The 22,738-nt window shown below is 35.0% G+C and carries 22 protein-coding genes; 18 read left to right on the top strand and 4 right to left on the bottom strand.

All coding sequences use genetic code 11. The features are described 5' to 3' along the window. Window position 1 precedes the first annotated feature (1 nt). Together J3U23_RS06725 and J3U23_RS06720 are read right to left on the bottom strand one after the other, a co-directional pair. The gene (locus J3U23_RS06725; protein ID WP_065734675.1) at window positions 2–661 is read right to left on the bottom strand and encodes a CoA transferase subunit A; all 660 of its coding nucleotides are present in this window, start codon (window positions 659–661) and stop codon (window positions 2–4) included. Window positions 662–670: 9 nt separating this feature from the next. Beyond that, window positions 671–1,849, bottom strand: coding sequence for an acetyl-CoA C-acetyltransferase (locus J3U23_RS06720; protein WP_065734676.1), 1,179 nt, complete (start codon window positions 1,847–1,849; stop codon window positions 671–673). Between the two features lie 139 nt (window positions 1,850–1,988). Here J3U23_RS06720 and J3U23_RS06715 point away from each other — a divergent pair, with 139 nt between their 5' ends. Beyond that, on the top strand, window positions 1,989–2,894 hold the full coding sequence (locus J3U23_RS06715) for a LysR family transcriptional regulator (RefSeq protein WP_267338844.1): 906 nt from the start codon (window positions 1,989–1,991) through the stop codon (window positions 2,892–2,894). Window positions 2,895–3,047: 153 nt separating this feature from the next. Further along, window positions 3,048–3,377: a rhodanese-like domain-containing protein gene (locus J3U23_RS06710; protein ID WP_065734678.1), complete on the top strand. Its 330-nt coding sequence runs from the start codon at window positions 3,048–3,050 to the stop codon at window positions 3,375–3,377. Between the two features lie 31 nt (window positions 3,378–3,408). Here J3U23_RS06710 and J3U23_RS06705 read toward each other — a convergent pair whose 3' ends face one another. Beyond that, window positions 3,409–4,257, bottom strand: a complete 849-nt coding sequence (locus J3U23_RS06705; RefSeq protein WP_218058473.1) for a MetQ/NlpA family ABC transporter substrate-binding protein — start codon at window positions 4,255–4,257, stop codon at window positions 3,409–3,411. Between the two features lie 182 nt (window positions 4,258–4,439). On the opposite strand from J3U23_RS06705, the gene J3U23_RS06700 reads away from it, so the two are divergent. From J3U23_RS06700 to J3U23_RS12085, 15 genes are all read left to right on the top strand, one after another. Next, on the top strand, window positions 4,440–5,576 hold the full coding sequence (locus tag J3U23_RS06700; protein WP_267338843.1) for an amidohydrolase: 1,137 nt from the start codon (window positions 4,440–4,442) through the stop codon (window positions 5,574–5,576). A gap of 13 nt (window positions 5,577–5,589) precedes the next feature. Continuing rightward, window positions 5,590–6,633 carry a methionine ABC transporter ATP-binding protein gene (locus J3U23_RS06695; RefSeq protein ID WP_267338842.1) on the top strand — a complete coding sequence of 348 codons (1,044 nt, stop codon included), beginning with the start codon at window positions 5,590–5,592 and terminating at the stop codon, window positions 6,631–6,633. A gap of 98 nt (window positions 6,634–6,731) precedes the next feature. Beyond that, on the top strand, window positions 6,732–7,331 hold the full coding sequence (locus tag J3U23_RS06690; protein WP_416380108.1) for a methionine ABC transporter permease: 600 nt from the start codon (window positions 6,732–6,734) through the stop codon (window positions 7,329–7,331). 264 nt (window positions 7,332–7,595) lie between these two features. Continuing rightward, window positions 7,596–8,414 (top strand): phospholipid ABC transporter ATP-binding protein MlaF, encoded by an 819-nt coding sequence (gene mlaF, locus J3U23_RS06685; protein WP_081299570.1) that lies wholly within the window; start codon window positions 7,596–7,598, stop codon window positions 8,412–8,414. Next, the gene (mlaE, locus tag J3U23_RS06680; protein ID WP_065734680.1) at window positions 8,414–9,193 is read left to right on the top strand and encodes a lipid asymmetry maintenance ABC transporter permease subunit MlaE; all 780 of its coding nucleotides are present in this window, start codon (window positions 8,414–8,416) and stop codon (window positions 9,191–9,193) included. Before mlaF ends, mlaE begins: the two co-directional genes overlap by 1 nt. An 11-nt stretch (window positions 9,194–9,204) precedes the next feature. Beyond that, a complete protein-coding gene (gene mlaD / locus J3U23_RS06675) occupies window positions 9,205–9,777 on the top strand; it encodes an outer membrane lipid asymmetry maintenance protein MlaD (protein ID WP_065563613.1) in 573 nt (190 codons plus the stop codon). Between the two features lie 2 nt (window positions 9,778–9,779). Beyond that, entirely contained in the window at window positions 9,780–10,421 is a 642-nt protein-coding gene (gene mlaC / locus J3U23_RS06670) for a phospholipid-binding protein MlaC (protein ID WP_065563614.1), read from the top strand. Window positions 10,422–10,427: 6 nt separating this feature from the next. Next, complete coding sequence (locus J3U23_RS06665) at window positions 10,428–10,700, top strand: STAS domain-containing protein (RefSeq protein WP_065563615.1); 273 nt, start codon at window positions 10,428–10,430, stop codon at window positions 10,698–10,700. Between the two features lie 76 nt (window positions 10,701–10,776). Beyond that, window positions 10,777–11,034, top strand: a complete 258-nt coding sequence (locus tag J3U23_RS06660) for a BolA family protein (protein ID WP_065734681.1) — start codon at window positions 10,777–10,779, stop codon at window positions 11,032–11,034. Between the two features lie 89 nt (window positions 11,035–11,123). Beyond that, window positions 11,124–13,151 carry an oligopeptidase A gene (gene prlC / locus J3U23_RS06655; protein WP_267338839.1) on the top strand — a complete coding sequence of 676 codons (2,028 nt, stop codon included), beginning with the start codon at window positions 11,124–11,126 and terminating at the stop codon, window positions 13,149–13,151. After that, window positions 13,138–13,869 (top strand): class I SAM-dependent methyltransferase, encoded by a 732-nt coding sequence (locus J3U23_RS06650; protein WP_267338838.1) that lies wholly within the window; start codon window positions 13,138–13,140, stop codon window positions 13,867–13,869. Before prlC ends, J3U23_RS06650 begins: the two co-directional genes overlap by 14 nt. 15 nt (window positions 13,870–13,884) lie before the next feature. Further along, window positions 13,885–14,574 (top strand): 16S rRNA pseudouridine(516) synthase RsuA, encoded by a 690-nt coding sequence (gene rsuA, locus J3U23_RS06645; protein ID WP_220225696.1) that lies wholly within the window; start codon window positions 13,885–13,887, stop codon window positions 14,572–14,574. 82 nt (window positions 14,575–14,656) lie between these two features. After that, on the top strand, window positions 14,657–15,898 hold the full coding sequence (locus J3U23_RS06640; protein WP_267338837.1) for a Bcr/CflA family multidrug efflux MFS transporter: 1,242 nt from the start codon (window positions 14,657–14,659) through the stop codon (window positions 15,896–15,898). 2 nt (window positions 15,899–15,900) lie between these two features. Continuing rightward, complete coding sequence (locus tag J3U23_RS06635) at window positions 15,901–16,422, top strand: gamma carbonic anhydrase family protein (RefSeq protein WP_065734685.1); 522 nt, start codon at window positions 15,901–15,903, stop codon at window positions 16,420–16,422. 105 nt (window positions 16,423–16,527) lie between these two features. Continuing rightward, the gene (locus J3U23_RS12085; RefSeq protein WP_416380105.1) at window positions 16,528–19,407 is read left to right on the top strand and encodes a DNA translocase FtsK 4TM domain-containing protein; all 2,880 of its coding nucleotides are present in this window, start codon (window positions 16,528–16,530) and stop codon (window positions 19,405–19,407) included. A 59-nt stretch (window positions 19,408–19,466) separates the two neighbouring features. Here the strand turns inward: J3U23_RS12085 and J3U23_RS06620 are convergent, their stop codons facing one another. Beyond that, window positions 19,467–20,630 carry an MFS transporter gene (locus tag J3U23_RS06620; RefSeq protein WP_267338836.1) on the bottom strand — a complete coding sequence of 388 codons (1,164 nt, stop codon included), beginning with the start codon at window positions 20,628–20,630 and terminating at the stop codon, window positions 19,467–19,469. A 256-nt stretch (window positions 20,631–20,886) separates the two neighbouring features. Between J3U23_RS06620 and J3U23_RS06615 the strand changes: the two genes are divergently transcribed. Continuing rightward, window positions 20,887–22,731 (top strand): beta-glucoside-specific PTS transporter subunit IIABC, encoded by a 1,845-nt coding sequence (locus J3U23_RS06615; protein ID WP_267338835.1) that lies wholly within the window; start codon window positions 20,887–20,889, stop codon window positions 22,729–22,731. Window positions 22,732–22,738 lie beyond the last annotated feature (7 nt).

Raw genomic sequence — 22,738 nt, 5'->3', positions numbered from 1 at the left:
ATTAGCAATTTCTCCCATCAATAATATAATCAACAAACACACTTGGTGTCATAATATGATGCGGATCTAATTCACCAACTTCGACTAGCTCTTCAACTTCAACTACAGTAATATCCGCGGCAGATGCCATAATATTATTAAAATTATTCATTGAACCTTTATAAATTAAGTTACCTGATTTATCTGCTTTTGATGCAAAAAGTAATGCAACATCTGCTTTCAATGGTAACTCAAGTAAATAATCTTTGTTATCAACTTTAATTTTTGTTTTTCCTTCTTCTACCAACGTGCCAAGCCCAGTCGGTGTCAAAAAACCACCTAAGCCATAACCAGCACAGCGAATCCGCTCAACCAAGGTACCTTGCGGAACAAGTTCAACAATTGTCTCACCGGCACTCATTTGACGTCCTGTTTCTTTGTTTAAACCAACATGAGAAGCGATGATTTTCTTAAATTGTTTCTTCATGACCATTTTTCCAACACCTTTTGTTGGTAACCCAGTATCATTACAAATTAGTGTTAAATTTCTAACATCTTTAGCACATAAATAATCAACAAGTTTTTCTGGTGTGCCATTAGCCATAAATCCACCAACCATGATAACGGAACCATCTTGAATATCTTTTAATGCATCTTCAATACTATTCATTACTTTGTTCATATTAATACCCTAGGATTTACCGACAACCATTGCTAAACCTTGACCACCACCCACACAAAGCGTTGCCAATCCATTTTTTGCATCTCGTCGCTGCATTTCATGAATAAGTGAAACTAAAATTCTCGCTCCTGAAGCCCCGATTGGATGACCTAGTGCAATCGCACCCCCATTAACATTGATTTTACTGGTATCAAGATCTAATCCTTTAATTACACTAATTGCTTGAGCTGCAAAAGCTTCATTTGCTTCAATAAGATCAATATCTTCTACAGATAAGCCAATTTTATTTAACGCTTTTTGTGTCGCAGGTACCGGCCCATATCCCATTAATTGTGGGTCAACACCAGCGCTGGCCCAAGATCGAATGGTAACCAAGGGTTTTAATCCCAACTCAACTGCCTTTTCTTTACTCATTAAAACTAAAGCTGCTGCCCCGTCATTAATTCCTGATGCATTACCCGCCGTTACAACTCCATCTTTTTTAAATGCTGGTCGCAATTTATTTAAAGACTCAAATGTTGAACCATGTCTTGGATACTCATCTTGATTAACAACCTCAATTCCCTTTTTATTCTTTATCTCTACAGGAATGATCTCTTCATCAAATTTACCTGATTTTTGAGCCTGTTCCGCTTTTAATTGGCTTTGTAATGCAAATTCATCCAGCTCATTTCTAGTTAATTGGTATTTTTCAGCTAGATTTTCTGCGGTAATTCCCATATGAACATGAGAAAAAGCATCGGTTAAACCATCGTAAACAAGTGAGTCAATCAATTTTGAATCTCCCATTCTCATGCCAAATCGCATACCAAAAGAGACATAACCAGCATTACTCATACTTTCCGTACCGCCTGCAATGACGATTTCAGCATCTCCACACATAATGGCTTGACTTGCTAAAATGATAGATTTAAGACCCGAGCCACATACTTTACTTACATTAAAAGAAGGGACTTCATTGGGAATATTTGCTGCTATTGCTACTTGCCGCGCAACATTTTGACCTAAGCCAGCGCATAACACATTACCCAAAATAACTTCATCGACATTACATGGATCCAAATTTATCTTTTTAAGTGCTCCTGTCACTGCCCTTGCGCCTAGTTCAACTGCAGAGACATTTTTAAACACGCCACCTAAAGCACCAATAGGTGTTCTAACGGCCGAGACAATAACGACTTCCTTCATTCTGCATACCTCCATTTTTAAAATATGAATGAAAGGTTAGAGCATCTTTTTTTTGAAGTCTAAGTCTTGTTTTTAATAATATCTATAAGTTAAACTTATAGATATTTTATTAAAAAAAAAAAATGGTTCGATTCAGCTTATGGATATTCGACAATTGAAATATTTTATTGAAGTCGTTAAATCTAATTTTAATCTCTCTTTAGCATCTCAACGACTCTATATTTCACAATCAGCATTAAGTCAATTTATTAAATCATTTGAGGATGCTGAAAATGTTGAACTTTTTGAACGTTACAAAGGGCGATTACAAAAACTTACCCCTGCAGGCGAAATATTTTACGACAATGCAAATAAAATTCTAAATCAATACAATGGTATGCTAAGTGAAATTCGAGAAGGATCAACACAACTTAAAGGGACGATAAAGATTGGAATTCCCCCCTTAATTTTAGGTGTAGTTTTTGCAGATTTAATTGCTCAGTTGATCATTAATAATCCGAGCGTCAAATTTGAAATAATAGAAAAAGGCGCTTATGAACTCAGTAAAATGTTTTTAGTAGATGAGCTGGACTTTGCGATATTACTTCAACCAACAAACATAGATCCCAATATTATAGATGAGCACTTGTTACAAAAAGATGAGCTAAGTGCTTTTATGAATGTTAATCATTCACTATCGGTTAAGGAAAAAATTGATTGGGGCGATCTTAACAATAAATTATTAGCCACATTAGATCCCTCTTTTATTATTCAGCATCAGTTACAAAAAAAATTTGATAAGTATGGTATTACCCCTAAAAAAACCACAATGTCTTCGTCGTGGGATTTTTTGATGTTAATTATTAAAAACTCGGAATTTATTACCGTTCTACCTTCACCTGTATCTAATATCTATTTTGATAAAAATATCATTCAAAAACCGTTTAAAGATCCCATATCTTGGAATGTTCTACTCTGCCGTAGAAAAAAAGAACGTTATACAAAGCTTCAACTTTTTGTTTTTGAATATATTATTGATTATTTTAATGCGCCTAAAAAAGGGTAATATCTGCAATAAACTAAATTAAAAAATAAATATGCACGGCAGTTACAACCAATAAAACCTTACTGAATAAAGTAATATTGTAAAATTTTAATGATGAAACACTTGTGTGTCTCTATAATGTATTGTTAATAACCTAACTAAGCTTTGAATATAATGACAATAAAAGAAATAACACCAATAGATCTCGCTCAAAGAATAAAACAGCATGACAAACTATTTCTACTTGATGTACGCGAACCTAATGAAGTAGAAATTTGTGCAATAGCGGGAGCAATACATATTCCTATGAATCTCATACCACTTTATTTAGATAAAATCCCAGATGAAATTGATATTATTATTTATTGCCATCATGGTGTAAGGAGTCTTAACGTTGCAAATTATTTGGTTGAAAATGGATTTGATTGTGATTTTCTCTACAATTTAACTGGTGGCATTGACGCTTGGGCTCGAACTGTTGATACCAGTATGCCTAAATATTAAAAAGCCCGTATTTAAACGGGCTAAATGATCACTATTCTTGAGGCATGACCCAATAACCATTTTGATTATGTGTTTGCATGTAATCTTTAAATTGCTGTGATTGATAAATACGCTTTATATCTTTTGCCCATTGACTATTTTCATTACCTTCATTAACTACAACCATAATTTCTAAATCAGGAATAATTGTTTCAGACAAAAGTGCTTTTTTCGAGTCAATATTAGCGGAATAAACGATACTGCCTGGAATGACGGCGAAATCTAACTCATTTAAAACTCTTGGAATATTGGCTGAATCCATTTCAACAATATCAACACCCGCAATATTTTCGGCAATATCATTTTTGCCGACAATAATTGGATTACTATTTGGTTTTAACTTAATCCAACCAGCTTTTTCCAACAAGTTGTAAGAACGTGCTGCATTTGATGCATCTTGAGGAATTCCAATTTTAGCACCCGGAAAAACATTTTTTATCGACGTATACTTATTCGAAAATATTGCAGCTGGAACCGAAGGTACATGCACCACTGGTTTTAAATGAGCTTTGCGTTGACTATTAAACACATCCATATATGCAGTATGTTGAGCTACCGTTAAATCAATACTGCCTTCACTTAATGCCACATCTGATTCTAATAAATGTGGAAAATTAACTAACTTAACTTTATAGCCTTCTGATTCAAGTATTGGTTTAACCGCATCATTAAACAGATCATTGTACGGTCCTGGTGAAACGCCCATACTGATCTCTTTTTTTGTTTGATTATCGGTTTTCGATGATGAGTTATCACATGCTGTAATTAAAAAAAGAGAACTAAATAAAGCTAACACCACAACATTATTAACTAATTTTTGCTTGATGAACCTCATTTTCATTTGAACTATCCTCAGTGAAATGTAAATTTTAAAACTACTCTAACACATAAAAAATAATTCATTTATTCCATGTAATTCTATCTTATAACTTTTTGGAATAAGTTATAAAAAACGATTATTAGAGCCAAAATATCAGCTGTGCTACTGTAAAAATATCAATATTTTTATCAATTGGACTTACCATGACAAAAGCTATTGCACCCATTATCGAGCAGCTTTTTCTCGACTTACATCAAAATCCAGAGCTTTCAAATCAGGAGTTTGAAACAACCAAAAAATTAAGGTATTACTTAGAAAAAGCGAATATTCGCATATTAGAGCTAGGCGCAAAAACTGGTGTTATTGCTGAAATTGGTTCAGGCTCACCAGTCTTAGCCTTAAGAGCCGATATTGACGCCCTACCCATTTTTGAACAATCAGATTGCCAATACCGTTCAATCCAAAAAGGAGTAATGCATGCTTGCGGTCATGATCTGCATACTTCTGTTTTAATGGGAGCAGCTTACTTATTGAAAGCCAATGAACGACATTTAAAAGGAACGGTTCGATTACTTTTTCAACCCGCTGAAGAAAATTTTAGTGGAGCATTACATTTTATAGAAATTGGTGCACTTAATGGCGTTGATGTTATTTTAGGAATGCACAATAATCCTAATTTAACCATTAACCAAATGGCTTCTCGAGCAGGCCCCTTTTCAGCAAACGTTGACCGAATTGAAATCACAATAAAAGGGGTTGGAGCCCATGCGGCAAGACCTGAGTCAGGAATTGATCCAATTGTTATTGGTTCACAAATTATTAGTGCTATCCAAACAATATCAAGTCGTACAATAAGTGGGCTTGATGCTGTGGTTGTCAGCATTACAAAATTCTTAGGAGGGAACACATGGAATGTCATTCCTGAAATTGTTGAGATGGAAGGCACTGTAAGAACGCTAACTCCTGATATAAGGTTAAAAGTCAAACAACAATTAAAAAGCATTGTTGAAAATATTGCACTTAGCATGGGAGCCAAAGCAGAGTTGAGATGGTTTGATGGCCCGCCATCAATCATAAATGTTGCTAAGTGGGTCGATTTTTGTCAAAAGATTGCCAAACAACAAGGTTATGACGTTGTTGATTTTCAACCGCAACTTGGTGGTGAAGATTTTGCCCACTATTTGCATCATGTACCTGGCGCATTTATCAATCTTGGTTCACAAAGCCCTTACGCCCTACATCATCCAAAATTTTTAGTTAATACTGACATGATAATGCCAGCAGCCAACTATTTAGCCAATCTCGCTAAGCAAGGATTAATTGAAGTAGCACAACATTGATAGGTATCACATAATGATAAAATTTGAAAATGTATCGAAACAATACGAACGAAATGGAGTTACCACCCAAGCATTACAAAACATTAACTTAACTATCCAAAAAGGCGATATCTACGGCATTATTGGTTATAGTGGTGCAGGAAAAAGTACGCTAGTTCGTCTGATAAACTTTCTTGAAAAACCAACTCAAGGCAATGTTGTTATTCAAAACCAATCATTGAATCAGTTATCAAACTCTCAATTACGCCAAGTTCGCCGTAAAATAGGCATGATTTTTCAACATTTCAATTTACTTGAATCCAAAACCGTATATGAAAATGTTGCGATCCCTCTAGTCCTCATCAAAAAAGATAAACAAACAATTAAACAGAAAGTTCATGAACTGCTCGAATTTGTTGGATTAAGCGATAAAGCTAATAGCTATCCTAAAGAGCTATCAGGTGGACAAAAACAACGTATTGGAATTGCTCGGGCCTTGGCGAACGATCCCGATATTTTACTTTGTGATGAAGCCACATCGGCACTCGATCCACAAACTACTCAAGCTATTTTGGAATTAATAAAAAAAATTAATGATAAATATAAAATAACTGTCGTTCTAATTACCCATGAAATGCATGTAATACAGCAAATATGTCACAAAGTAGCAGTTATGGAAAAAGGTAAAATTATCGAACATGGCAATGTACTTGATGTCTTTGGTCATCCAACGCATAAAACCACACAAAAATTTGTTAGTTCAGTTATTAATGACCAAATCCCTGAAGGTGTTGTTGAAAATCTGTTAAAAATTGAGGGTGATAAACATAATATTAAGTTGTTTAAGCTTGAATTTTTAGGTCGTTCGGCCTCAGAGCCAGTTATGAATGCATTGATCTTACAGCAGAAAGTAGTAGTGAATATTTTATTTGCCCATATGTCTGAAATCGAAAAAACGGTATTAGGCAGTATGTTTGTTCAATTAAAAGGAAGTGATAATAATATCGAACAATCAGTGCAATTTCTTCGCGAAAATGGGGTTAACGTTACAGAAATCAAACATTGGGAGAACAACTAATGGAAATAGTCAACGATTTTATCAATTATATAAATACTAATTTTCTAACCAGAGTAACCGTTGAGCAATATGCACAAGCATCATTAGACACATTATATATGGTTGTTTTTTCATTAATATTAGGCGCATTAATCGGCGTTCCATTAGCGATCTGCTTAGTCACCACCCGACCATCTGGTTTACTCGAAAATAAACGGGTTTATCAGATTATTAACCCAATTATTAATTTTGTTCGCTCATTACCTTTTATTATTTTACTCTTTTCACTTCATTCATTTACTTACTTTATAGTTCGCACATCAATCGGTACGACAGCTGCAATTGTGCCCTTAACTTTTTATGTTGCTCCTTATATTGCTCGGCTTGTTGAAAACTCATTATTAGAGGTAAAAAATGGTATTATTGAAGCAGCTGAATCGATGGGCGCAACGCCAGTACAAATTATTTGGCACTTTATGCTACCTGAAGCATTTAGTTCATTGATTTTAACTTTCACTACCGCCACAATTGGTTTGATTGGGGCAACAGCAATGGCAGGGGCTATTGGCGCAGGTGGGATTGGAGATGTCGCCTATTCGCAAGGTTATCAACGTTTTGATGATACCGTCATTTATATCTGTGTTGTGATCTTAGTTATTGCAATACAAATTGTACAAAGCATTGGTAATTATTTGGCACGCAAGGCAAGACACGAATGATCCCAAGTAATTAAACCCTATTGCAACACTTTATACTGGCGTTTATTTCAAAACGCCACTATTTACCACAAAAAATCAATAAATATAATTCAATATTCTCATATAGTTAAAATATTAAAAAAGTTTTAGCATAAAATGACGAACAAATAAATTCAGCATATTTTATGATTACCATCACTAAATCAGCTACTTGGTTAATACATTTGTTTATTTGTGATAATCAAGTAAAATAACCGACATTTAATTATGGTAGTGTAGGAACTCATTGTGACCAACACATTACAACAAAATCTGGTCGAAATACACGATATGTCATTTTATCGTGGGACTCGTCCAATTTATAAAAATATGAACTTGACGGTTCCCAAAGGCAAAGTTACCGCAATTATGGGGCCATCGGGAATAGGTAAAACTACACTATTAAGACTGATTGGCGGGCAACTTAAGCCACAATCAGGTCAAATTCTATTTGATGGTGAAGATATACCTAGTATGACTCGTTCAAGGTTATATGAAGTCCGTAAAAGAATGAGTATGTTATTCCAATCTGGGGCTCTATTTACTGATTTATCAGTATTTGATAATGTTGCTTATCCATTAAGAGAACATTTTAATTTACCAAAACCTATTTTACATAATTTGGTATTAATGAAATTACAATCAGTAGGACTTCGTGGTGCAGCTAATATGATGCCTTCAGAACTATCTGGTGGAATGGCACGGCGGGCAGCATTAGCCAGAGCAATAGCACTCGATCCTGATTTAATCATGTTTGATGAACCTTTTGCTGGGCAAGATCCTATATCCATGGGCGTAATTGTCAAACTTATATCTGAAATTAACCAATCACTTGGATTAACCTGTATTGTTGTTAGTCATGATGTTAGTGAAGTATTAAGTATTGCTGATTATGCTTATATTGTTGCTGAACAACATATTATTGCTGGCGGTACATCTGAAGAATTACGAAATAATGATGATTTACGAGTAAAACAATTCCTTGAAGGATTAGCCGATGGCCCAGTACCATTTCATTATCCTGCGGATGATTACAAATTAGACCTAAGTAGAGGTGCAAACTAATGTTAAACTTAATTGCAAAACTTGGGCGATCAATAATCAATATTATCGCGATGCTAGGTCGCTCAGGCGTAATGCTATTTGGTGCACTTATCGGTAAACCTCAATTTGGCAAACAATTCCCATTACTTGTTAAACAATTTTACTTTGTCGGTGTACAATCGCTATCAATTATTATTGTATCAGGTCTTTTCATAGGAATGGTACTAGCACTACAAGGTTACTTTATTTTAACCACCTTTGGTGCTGAAGCCAGTTTAGGAATGCTAGTCGCACTTGCGCTGTTGAGAGAACTTGGACCTGTAGTTGCAGGATTACTATTTGCAGGCCGTGCCGGCTCAGCGTTAACCGCTGAAATTGGTCTAATGAAGGCCACCGAACAATTATCAAGCATGGAAATGATGGCGATCGACCCATTAAGACGAATTATCGCGCCAAGATTTTGGGCTGGATTTTTTTGTATGCCGTTTCTAACAGCAATTTTTGTCGCTGTTGGCATTTTAGGTGGTGTATTAGTAGGTGTTGATTGGAAAGGTATTGATGCAGGATTTTTTTGGTCATCCATTCAAAGTAATGTCGATTGGTGGCACGATTTAGGCAATTGTTTTATTAAAAGCTTTGCATTTGCAATCGCTAGTACTTGGATTGCTCTATTTAATGGCTATGATTGTGTGCCAACATCAGAAGGAATCAGTCGGGCAACAACGAACACCGTTGTCTATTCATCATTAGTTATTTTGGGGTTAGATTTTATTTTAACCGCATTAATGTTTAGTAATTGAGGTCATTAAACATGAGTCGTAAAGTTGAAATTACAGTAGGGTTATTTATGGTGCTGGTTATCTGCTCAGTGCTATTTTTATGTTTTAGGGTTACCGATCCAACGTCTTTCGCTCGTCATAACTCCTACCGTGTTTATGCTGTATTTGATAACATTGGTGGATTAAAAGTAAGATCACCAATTAAAATTGGCGGTGTAGTGATTGGTCGTGTAAGTAATATTAGTCTTAAATCAGAAAAAGGTGCAACGTATAAACCTTATGTCACTATGGATTTAGATGCTCAATACAATAGAATTCCAAGTTCTAGCTCACTTTCAATCAAAACTTCTGGCCTATTAGGTGAACAATTTATTGATATCAATTTTGGATTAGATCAAAGCATTGAACATGAACTTGATTCATTAGATTCTGATACCACTACAACAACGAGTAATAGTAATAATAAACCAGCTTATCTTATAGATGGTTATGTCATTAACAATACAAAACCAGCCATGGTGATCGAAGACTTGATTGGACAATTTTTATATAGCACTGGCGGATCATCAGATAAAAAACAAGATACCAATGATAGTAAGGAGTAACTATGTTAACCAAATTTAAACAAGCCCTTTTTTTAGTACTTGCATTAGTAATAAGTTCTTCAGCATTTGCAAACGATCCTTATAACGATATGCAAGTTGCTGCTGACAAAATATTTAGTACGATGAAAGCTCAATCAGCATCAATTAAGTCAAATCCAAATAAACTTAAAGATATTGTAAGAGCGGATTTATTGCCTTATGTCCAAGTTAAATATGCAGGCGCATTAATTTTAGGTGATGCTTATAAATCAGCAACTGACGCACAACGAACAGCTTATTTCAAAGCTTTTGAAAACTATTTAGTTCAAGCTTTTGCTCAAGCACTTTCTATGTACAACGGTCAAACTTACCAAGTTGAAGCACCAAAAGATTTAACTAACAAATCACTTATTTCAATTCGCGTGCTTTTAAATCAGCCAGATAAAAATCAACAACCTATTCGTATCGATTTCCAATGGCGAAAAAATACAGTAACAGGTGAATGGAAAGCTTATGACTTAACAGCTGAAGGAGTAAGCATGGTTACAACTAAACAAAACGAATGGGCAGCTATTCTTCGCCAAAATGGAATAGATGCATTAACCAAACAATTAAATGATCTATCCAATCGCAAAATTGATCCAAACGCTAAACAAAAAGGTTAGTTCATTATGTCGCGAATCCAAGCAGAAAAACAACAAAATGCACTTAATTTAATCGGTGAACTTGATTTTCACTCTTTAAATGATTTATGGATTGCTCAAGATACACTATTAAGCAATGTAAGCCATATTGATGTATCTAAAGTAACACGGGTTGACTCTTCTGGACTCGCGACGCTTGTCTATTTTTGTAATCAATATAATGTAAAATTGACTGGGATCAGCCCACAATTACAAACACTAATTGAGCTTTATGATTTGCAAACAGTGATTAATCATTAAAAATGATGCAATTTGAGAGCTCAAAAACCCCGTTCCTCAACTTTTTTTATAAAATAGTTAATACTGAGTTTAAATAATGGATAAACAAGAAATTATAGCTAAATTAAAAAATTCACTTAACCTCGACGATGTGCATGTAATGACAAACGACGGCAGCCATTTTCAAGTTATTGCCGTTGGTGAAATGTTTGCTGAATTAAGCCGTGTAAAAAAACAACAAGCTATTTATGCACCATTAGCGGAATTTATTAATGATAATCGAATCCATGCATTATCAATCAAAACCTATACACCGACTGAATGGCAACGTGAGCGAAAATTAATGGGTTTATAATTACCCTCCATGAACATAAAAACTTGAATAAAGTTTTTTTAGCCACATGTTTTATAAATAAACATAATCATTGCATAAGGTATTCCAGAATGACTAACCCACTATTAAGTAATTCATCATTACCCCTATTTTCACAAATCAAACCTGAGCATGTTTTACCAGCGATTAAAGAGACATTAAACAATTGTCGTAAAACGATTAAATCTGTGCTTGAACAAAATAGTGAATACACTTGGGATAATCTTGTTCAACCCATTGATGAAATGGATGAAAAATTTAGCCGAGCATGGTCACCGGTTAGTCATCTTAATTCAGTGAAAAACAGCCCTGAACTACGTGAAGCATATGAAGCTTGCTTACCTTTGCTATCTCAATACAGTACTTGGGTAGGACAACATAAACCACTATATAATGCCTATAAACAACTTAAAGATAGCAAACACTTCGAAAATTTAAGCAAAGCACAAAAAAAAGTAATCAACAATGCATTGCGGGATTTTGAATTATCGGGTATTGGATTGGCGGATGATAAGCAAAAACGTTATGGTGAAATTGTTGCCAAACTTTCAGAATTATCATCTCAATATAGTAATAATGTATTAGATGCCACTATGGGCTGGTCAAAATTAATCACGAATATTGAAGATTTATCCGGAATGCCTGAAAGTGCCTTAGCCGCAGCTAAAGAGCAAGCTAAGGCAAAAGAGCAAGATGGTTGGTTATTAACGCTCGATATTCCAAGTTATTTACCGGTAATGACTTATTGCGATAATCGAGATTTACGATTTGAACTCTATCAAGCATACAATACTCGAGCGTCTGACCAAGGACCTAATGCCGGTAAGTGGGATAATACAGAAATCATTAAACAAATTATATCGCTTCGAGCTGAACTTGCTCAGTTACTTGGTTTTGACACATATGCCGATAAGTCATTAGCAACTAAAATGGCTGAAACTGTAACGCAAGTTACCGCATTTTTAACAGATTTAGCAACCAAAGCTAAACCTCAAGGTGAAAAAGAATTAGCCGAACTTAAAAGATATGCTTATGAATATTTTGGTGCAAGTGATATCAAACCATGGGATATCGCTTATTACAGCGAAAAACAAAAACAACATCTTTATACCATAAATGATGAAGAACTTCGTCCATATTTTCCAGAGGAGCGAGTTATTAGTGGATTATTTGAAGTCGTTCGTCGTATTTTTGGCATTACTGCAAAACAGCGTCATGATGTTGAAGTTTGGGCACCTGAGGTAAAATTTTATGATTTATATAATGCCAATGGTGAATTAAAAGGTAGCTTTTATCTTGATTTATATGCTCGTGAACATAAACGCGGTGGTGCTTGGATGGATGATTGTATTGGTAAAATGCGTTTTGCTGATGGCCATATCCAAAAACCTGTTGCCTATTTAACATGTAATTTCAATCGACCAATCGGTGATAAACCAGCATTATTTACTCATAATGAGGTAACCACATTATTCCATGAATTTGGTCATGGACTACATCATATGTTAACTGAAATTGATGTGTCATCAGTGGCTGGTATTAATGGTGTTCCATGGGATGCCGTTGAATTACCGAGTCAATTCTTAGAAAATTGGTGCTGGCAGCCTGAAGCTTTAGAATTTATTTCAGGTCATTATCAAACAGGCGAACCATTACCACAAGAAATGCTAGAAAAAATGCTTGATAGCAAAAACTTCCAAGCTGCATTATTTATTCTGCGTCAGTTAGAATTCGGTTTATTTGATTTTAAATTACATAGCGAAAAAACACCTGATATTTTAGAAACTTTAAAACAAGTCAGAGAACAAGTTGCAGTAGTACCAACCGTAGATTGGGGACGATTCCCTCACGCATTTAGTCATATTTTTGCAGGAGGTTATGCCGCAGGTTATTACAGTTATCTATGGGCTGAAGTTTTATCTGCTGATGCGTTTTCTCGCTTTGAAGAAGAAGGTATCTTCAATGCAAATACAGGTAATGCTTTCCTTGACAATATATTATCTCAAGGTGGCAGTGATGAACCAATGACATTATTCAAAAATTTCCGTGGTCGTGAACCGCAACTTGAGGCATTACTTCGTCACTATGGTATCCACTAAAGTTAACACTGCTCAGCTCAAAAAGTTAGCTGAGCAGTGGCTATTCGAGCATCCTGATCTTCCATTTACTCTCGTTAATCAAAACAATCAACTTGAGTTACAAAAAACTGATGAACCTAAATTAGGTGCAATCGCGGTTAATTTTGTGTCTGGTGCGATGGCTCATCGTCGTCAATTTGGTGGTGGTCGTGGTGAAGCGATAGCTAAAGCTGTTGGCGTTAAAGGTAATTATTTACCCACTATTATTGATGCAACAGCTGGATTAGGACGAGATTCATTCGTATTAGCTTCTATTGGTTGCCATGTTACTATGTTTGAGCGACATCCTGTTGTTGCTGCCTTGTTAGAAGATGGGCTTAATCGTGCTTATCAAGATCCAATCATTGGTCAGCAATTACAAAAGCTGTTACATTTAATTTATAATTCAAGTTTACTTGGGCTCAATTCACATCAAGAAAAACCTGACGTTGTTTATCTTGATCCGATGTTTCCGCACCGACAAAAAAGTGCATTAGTGAAAAAAGAGATGCGCATTTTTCAACAATTAGTTGGTAACGATCTCGATGCAGAAAGCCTACTTGAACCCGCAAGACGATTAGCTAAAAAACGCGTTGTGGTTAAACGACCTGATTATGCACCATTTTTAGCCAATCAAAAACCAACGGCGGAAATTAAAACTAAAAATCATCGTTTTGATATTTACACACCATGTTTATAGGAATAGTATTTGAATATGCGACTGGATAAATTTCTAGCTCACCATCTAGGGGTAAGCCGAACAATAGTCAATAAAGAACTGAAAGCCCAAAAGGTAACTGTTAATGGAGCTGTTGTAAAATCAGGTGCTTACCATATCTCAGATGATCAAATTGTAGAATATGATGGTTTCGAAATTATACCTATTACCGAAAATCGTTACTTCATGCTCAATAAACCACAAGGTTATGTTTGTTCTACTGATGATCCTGATCACCCAACTATCCTCTATTTTATTGATGAACCTATGTCTGAAAAGCTGCATTCAGCAGGTCGACTGGATTTAGACACCACTGGGCTAGTTTTATTAACCGATGATGGTAAGTGGTCACATCGCATTACTTCTCCTAAACATCATTGTGAAAAAGTTTATCAAGTAACCGTTGAGCAACCTCTTAATAATGATCTTATTGAGATATTTAAACAAGGTATTCAGCTAAAAAGTGAAAAAACACTTACTCAACCAGCTAAATTAGTTATCCTTGATGATTACCATGCAGAACTTACAATAAGTGAAGGCCGATATCACCAAGTGAAACGAATGTTTGCAGCTGTAAATAACCATGTCACCCAGTTGCATCGTAAACAGATTGGCAATATTATTCTTGATATACCTGAGGGCGAATACCGCCCTCTTACTCAAGATGAGATCAATTCGTTTAATTAGCCGTTTGATTCTTAACTAATGTTTTCTTTTACTAGGTTTTATAGTTAAAACTTAGTAACTTTGTATCCAAAGGAATGACAACGTGCAAACACAAGAACCACAAGTAGAAATTAAAGTTTCTAAACAAGCACTTATCTTTATTCTTGGTTTCATTTCAATGTTAATGCCATTATCTATTGATATGTATTTACCAAGTATGCCAACTATTGCGAACAAATTTAATGTCGCCGATTCAACTGTGCAGTTGACAATCAGTTTCTATTTATTAGGATTTTCATTAGGTCAGCTTTTGTTTGGTCCACTCACCGATAGTTACGGACGAAGAAAAGTTTTAACTGCTGGACTAATTATTTTCATAATTGCAGCATTATGTTGTGGTCTTGCTGCTAATATAAATCAGTTAATCACAGCCCGATTTTTTCATGGAATAGCAGCATCAGCAACCACTATTGTTATTAATGCATTAATGAAAGATATCTATCGCGATCGTGATGATTTTTCTAAAATGATGTCTTTTGTAACATTGATATCGAATGTTGCCCCATTACTCGCACCGATTATTGGTGGTTTTATTCTTTATTGGTTCGATTGGCAAGCTAACTTCTATGCACTTTGCTTAATGGCGATTATTTGTTTTGCATTAGTAACAATCAATATCCCTGAGACATTAGCCAAATCCAAACGTGATAAATTCAGTATAATTCGAATTTTAAGTAACTTCATTGCTCTATTTAGACATAGACAAGTGTTTACTTACATGATGATTGGTGCATTTTCCGGAGCCGGATTATTTTCATTTCTAAGTTTAGGACCATTTGTCTATATGAACTTACATGGTGTTGCATCAACCAATTTCGGCTATTACTTTGCTATTAATGTTATGGTCATGGTTTCAATGAATACACTCAATAGCCGTATTGTAAAACGGGTTGGTTCTATTAAGATGATTCAGTTAGGCTTACTCCTCCAATTTATAACAGCCATAGGTATGGCTACAGTGAGTATATTTGACTTAGGTTTTGTCTTTTTAGTGGCATGTATTGCTGGTTATATCGGTTGTATTACAACCATAGGTGGTAATTGCATGGCTGTAATACTCGATTATTATTCTCATATAGCAGGCACAGCCTCCTCGCTTGCAGGCACCATCCGCTTTGCCGTCGCTGGCGCTATCGGAGTCTTACTTTCAACACTCGTTTCAACTCATAATACAGCAACTGTTACGAATAATTTAACAGAATGGCTTATGGTTGGCTCAATGGTTATCTGTAACTTTTTTGCGGCCGGATTGTTTTTGAGTGTCAAAAATATAAAAAGGAATTAACCATGATTTATCAATTAGAAAATCTAAAACCACAAATTAATTCTAAGTGTTTTATTGCTAAATCAGCAGACATCATTGGTGATGTTATTTTAGAAGAAGGCGTATCTATATGGTTTAACGCAGTTTTGCGAGGTGATATCGCAACGATTCATATTGGTAAAAATAGTAATGTTCAAGATAACAGTACTATTCATACAGAAACTGACATTCCCTGTATTGTTGGTGAGAATGTCACCGTTGGCCATAATGTTATTTTGCATAGTTGTAATATTGAGGATAATAGTTTAATTGGTATGGGAAGTACTATTTTAAACAATGCTAGAATTGCCAAAAACTGCCTAGTAGGTGCTAACTCACTAGTTACACATAGTCTGCCTTATGAGGAAGGTTGTTTGATTATGGGATCTCCAGCTAAAATTATTCGTAAACTCACAGATGAAGAAATTCAAGCAAATATTAAAAATGCTCAACATTACGTGTTGAATGCAAAAAGATTTAATCAAACCTTAACGCTATCGAATTAATAGTTGCTAATAAATTAGTTTTTATACACCTTTCACGCTATGAGTAGGTTCAATTTATGATAAAATACTCAAAATTTTTAATTAAGATAGTTTTTAGGTACGTGTTTGAAAAAATCTAAAATTACAAGAAGACAGATTGTTGCACAATTAATTCTATTATCATTAATAGGCCTGTCTGTTTACTTATTTTTATCACTGTTTACTTACAACCCATCAGATCCTGGCTGGTCACGTACAGCTTGGCACTATCCTATTAGCAACTTAGGCGGTTATATTGGTGCATATATTTCTGATATCTTATTTCAGTTTTTTGGATTAATCGCCTATAGTTTACCGGTTATTATTATCTTTTTTTGTTTACAATTAATGGGTTATTTTTACCGCCATGCCAATGATCCTATTAACTATTTTAGTGTTTCTTTCCGAATTATCGGCATTTTAGCTTTTGTACTTAGTTGTTGTGGTTTTTTTGCTCTTAATATTCGCGATCCAGAACAATTCCAAGCAGGTGGTTATTTAGGTTCGATAGTAATTGAAAGCCTTCTACCTGTTATGAGTAGCTTAGCTACCTCTCTAGCTTTGCTTGCAACAACACTAGCATGTATTACGCTTTTAACTGGTTTCTCTTGGCTTTATCTGTTTGAAAAAATTGGTGCTTTAGTTATGTTCATCTTGTCACCAATAAAATGGTTATTTACTCCGGATAAAGTTTCACAACCAGCTGATTCGAATGAAGAAGACAAATTAACAACAGAAAAACAGCCACAGTTTGATCTACCTATTGATGTTGATACTAGCGATAATATTGACTCAACCAAATTGGCGACAGAATCAGATATTAGTACAACTAAAGCTATTTCATTAAAAGATGATGAAGTATTTATAAAAACTGCTGCTCAATTATTGCAATCTATTGAGGCAAATACATCTCCTAACGAAACCAACCAACCGACTAAAGATATATCTAAAAAAGAAATGGATCCTGACGCGATTTTAGCGCGAATGGAAACTATTTTGAAAAATATGAATGAAAGCACCACGAGTGATATGAGTTCAACAGAATCTGATGGAGAAATTAATAGTCGTGAGGTCTTAGAACCTTTTGAAGAAGATAAATACGCTATTGCCGATGCACCAAGTAAACCTTTATTCACTATGGAGCATAATGAGCCAAAAATTAATCTAAATCATATTGCATCTCAAGATTCAGTTGATCCAATTGTAATCGAACCTTTAGCGGAAACATCACCAAGTATTACACCTGAATATCATAATACTAATGATATTCCAGCCGAATTTGAGATACCCGAAGATGTTGATATATCACTTCTTAAAGAAGAAAACCCTCTCATTGATGACATATATCAAAATGAGGTAGTAAACGAATCAAATGAACAACAAACTAATAATGAAATAAAAGAAGTTATGGATGAGGATGAGGAAGAAAGCCTTATTCATCCTTTGCTAAAACGCAATGATAAGCCTTTACCAAAACCAACAACGCCGTTACCTTCGTTAAATTTATTAACGCCACCACCAACAACTCGAATTGAAGTTGACCACGCGGCGTTAAATGCAATGTCAGAACAAATCGAAAAAAGCCTCTCTGATTATCGAGTAAAAGCTAGAGTTGTCGATTATTTACCTGGCCCCGTTATTACTCGCTTCGAAATTGAACTTGCACCAGGCATTAAGGCAGCAAGAATTTCGACACTTGACCGAGATTTAGCTCGCTCATTATCAATGCCTTCAGTACGGGTGGTCGAGGTTATTCCAGGTAAACCGTATGTCGGAATTGAATTACCAAATAAAAATCGACAAACTGTTTATTTCAGAGAAGTATTAGATAGTCCACAATTTAAAAATGCACAATCTCCTTTAACAATTGTATTAGGAAAAGATATCGCAGGACAATCAGTGGTTGCAGATTTAGCTAAAATGCCACATTTATTGGTTGCAGGAACGACCGGTTCAGGTAAATCAGTAGGTGTTAATGCCATGATATTAAGCATTTTATACAAATCACAACCTGAAGATGTTAGGTTTATAATGATTGATCCTAAAATGTTAGAACTATCTATCTATGAAGGGATTCCTCATCTATTGACTCAAGTAGTAACTGATATGAAAGATGCGGCTAATGCTCTTAACTGGTGTGTTAATGAAATGGAGCGTCGCTATCGATTGATGTCAGCATTGGGCGTTCGTAACATTGCTGGTTTTAACGAAAAAATCAAACTTGCCGAAGAAATGGGACGACCAATTCCAGATCCTCTTTGGAAACCCACTGATAGTATGGATCTTGAAATGCCAACGCTTGAAAAACTTCCATATATTGTGGTTATGGTGGATGAATTCGCCGACTTAATTATGGCCGTTGGAAAAAAAGTCGAAGAGCTCATTGCACGACTTGCACAAAAAGCTCGAGCGGCTGGCATCCACTTAGTGCTTGCAACCCAACGCCCATCAGTTGATGTTATTACTGGTTTAATCAAAGCCAACATACCAACTCGAATAGCATTTACTGTTTCAAGCAAGATTGATTCACGTACAATCTTAGATCAAATGGGGGCTGAATCACTTCTAGGTATGGGTGACATGCTCTATTTAGCACCAAACAGCTCAATTCCTATACGTGTTCATGGCGCATTTGTTCGTGATGAAGAGGTTCATGCAGTTGTGCAAGATTGGAAAGCGCGTGGCACACCTAAATATATCGAAAATGTAACAGTTTCAACTGATGATAATGAAGGTAATAGCTTCGATATGACCGACGAAGAACTCGATCCACTTTTCGATCAAGTAGTAGCATTTGTGGTTGAAACCCGTCGAGCATCAATATCTAGCGTCCAACGCAAATTTAGAATTGGTTACAATCGCGCTGCACGAATAGTAGAACAAATGGAAGTTGAAGGCATTATAAGTGCGCCAAGTCATAATGGTAATCGCGAAGTACTTGCACAAGCATCACCTAATGATTATTAGGCTAAATTTCAATAGTAAAACCATTTAACTAATAAGATAGTGTGTCACTATATAAAATTTTAAGTGGTCTGCTTTCTAAATTTTAACCAGTAAATCATTGATAAAATTGCGCCTATTATTGCTATACCGGCTAAGGCAAAATAGGCGATTATCATCGACCATTTCAAACTAATTATTCCAACAACAATTGGAAATAGCGTCATACCTAGTGCATAAATAGCTTGAAATAATCCCATGGCAGCAGAACGGGCATACGATGGCACATCTATCATCGCTTCAAAATTTAAAAACGAAAATAGTATACCCGTCCCTATACCTGGGATAATTTGCAATAGAAGAATAATATAAACAGAAGAGACCTGAGGTACTAAAATACAATAAAGTGCTAGTAATAGAAAAGATAAAATTACCCAGCTTGAAATTCTCATCAGATTAATCCACTTAGTCGCCCCCAATTTAGCAAATAGAACTGAAGATAACATATAGACAATTGAAGAAATGCCAATTAAAGAAGCACTTCCACCCAAATCACTCAATATCTGATTAGTAAAAGACATTGTGGTAGACATTTGAATCCCTTGCTGAATTAAAGCAAGAAATGAGAAAAACAATAATTTTCGATTACATAATGCGCTAAACAAAAGATGATAGTTAAAATCATGATGGATCTTTTCCGGATATTTTAGCTTTATTGCTAAAATAAAAGCCAATAACCCGCTAAAGCAACTAAGCACACAAATTCCTACCATATGAATATAATCATACAATAATGTACTTGTTAAAAAGGCTAAAAACACACCTAGATTATTAACCATTATAATTAAACTAGTTGCATACCCTTTTTTAGATTTGGGATAAAAACCTAAAAAAAGCACCATAAAAGAGATCCACATTGCACTGGCGAAACCTGAAATTATATTACCAACGAGAAAACCAGCTCCATTCGGTTCAATAATACGAATTACCGATGCAATTCCAGCAAAAAAGGTGCCTAATACAATAAAAATTTTATGTTTCTCTTTTACATTGGCTAATAAACCAACCGGCAATCTTAAGAATAATTGCGAAAATCCATAAGCACTAACCACCATTCCGATCATAGTAGTCGATATATTTATCGCCGCAAGATAAGGGGTTTGATAAGGAATATAGATATATTGTGCATACCAGAAAAAAAACACAATACACAACAATAAATAAGACTTCTTCTTGGCTGACTTCATTTATCCACAATTTTAATACTGATAATTTTTTGTTCTAAAAATATATCTAAATAAATTATTTAGCAATAATTATGACAAACTTGTCTAATTTTTTAAACTATGCTAGCTTGAAGTGAATTAAAAAGTGATAAAAATTGATCTTACTAAATTCATAATACAAACATCTTAACTTTATGATTTATATAATAATGATTTTTTTTAGTGTATTAAGCTTTTTTATCAATGAATAACCATTCTTTAAGTAATGGAGAAAATAATGGACTATCAAAAAATTGCACAGCAAATACTTGAATTAGTAGGCGGTAAAGAGAATATTATCAACTTAACACACTGCTTTACTCGCTTACGGTTTCAATTAAATGACAGTAAAAAAGCTAATCGCGAAAAATTATTACAGACAGAAGGTGTGATTTCCGTTGTTGAAAGTAGTGGACAATACCAAGTAGTATTAGGCAATAAAGTCACCAAAATTTATGAGCAACTCCTCCCTCTAATTGGCGAGTTAGAACAAAGTAATCAAACGGAACCTAAAGTTTCATTAGGGGTAAAAATACTTAATGCTTTTGCAGCTATTTTTACACCAATCATCCCAGCTATTGCAGCATCAGGTATGTTAAAGGGAATTTTAGCTATAGCGGTTATGATAGGTAATTATTACTATCAAACTGATATCAAAACTTATAACACCTACACGATTTTACATGCTGCATCAGATGCAGTTTTCTACTTCATGCCAATAATACTTGGCTATACCGCTGCTAAAGTATTTAAAGCTCATGAATTTATATCGATGATAATTGGTGCAACATTATGTTATCCATCAATTGTCAATTTAATGGCTAGTAAAACTGAAGTCACTCTGTTTACCATTGAATTAACCAAAGCAAGTTACACGTCTAGCGTTATCCCAATTATATTAGCGGTATTTATTTTAAGTTATGTACAAAGATTTTTGGAATATATTATCCCTGAAGTATTAAAAATTATCATGGTGCCAACTTTTTCATTACTTATCATGATACCAGCTACTTTACTTATTTTCGGTCCTATTGGCATCTATATTGGCGAATTTATAAACTGGATCTATTACTACATTATGGGCGTTAGCCCTATATTATTAGGAGCATTTATTGGTGGTGTATGGTGTATTTTAGTCATCTTTGGCGCACATCGTGCTATTGTACCAATCGGCATTAATGACGTAGCTCAAACTGGACGCCAGAACTTACTTGCTTTCGCTGGAGCGGCGAACTTTTCACAAGCTGGAGCCGCATTAGGTGTATTTTTCAAAACCAAAAATAAAAATTTAAAAACCGTTGCCGCATCGGCAACAATCACAGCCTTGTTCGGCATTACCGAACCAGCGATTTATGGCGCTAACTTAAGATTGAAAAAACCAATGATTTGTGCAGTTGTGTGTGGTGCACTTGCTGGAGGATTAATGGGTTGGGGAGGATCTTATGGTACAGCCTTTGCCAACCAAGGGGTATTAACAATACCTGTTTATGCGGAAGCAGGTACAAAAGCATTCTTATGCTATTTAATTGGTATAGGCTTTGCATTTTTTGGTTCATGCATTATGACAATGATTGTTGGATTTAATGACATACCAAACGAAAAAGAATCAAAAACAATTCAAACTCCATTAACCAATGATACAACTATTCTATCGCCTGTTGAGGGTGAGGTCATTGCCTTAAATCAAGTCAAAGATGAAGTATTTGCTTCAGGAGCGATGGGCAAAGGGATCGCGGTTTATCCTAAGGTAGGAGAAATAGTTGCACCAGCGGATTGTACAGTATCAGTACTCTACCCTACTTTACATGCTATTGGTCTAACATTAGATAATGGTATTGAACTGTTGATTCACATTGGAATTGATACCGTTAAATTACAAGGTAAATATTTTCAATCCTATGTACAAGCAGGTCAACACATTACAAAAGGAACCAAAATAGTTTCATTTGATATTGATAAAATAAAAGAATTCGATTTAACGACTTCGATTATTGTTGCTAATTCAGATCAATATAAAAATATAGAATATTGTCAAAAAGATCACGTCAGTAAAAAAGACAATTTATTATTTATTCAAGTTTAGAGGTTAA

The sequence above is a fragment of the Gilliamella sp. B3367 genome (assembly GCF_026536825.1).
Lineage (GTDB): Bacteria > Pseudomonadota > Gammaproteobacteria > Enterobacterales > Orbaceae > Gilliamella > Gilliamella apicola_E.
This window is presented reverse-complemented; position numbering and strand designations above follow the sequence as displayed.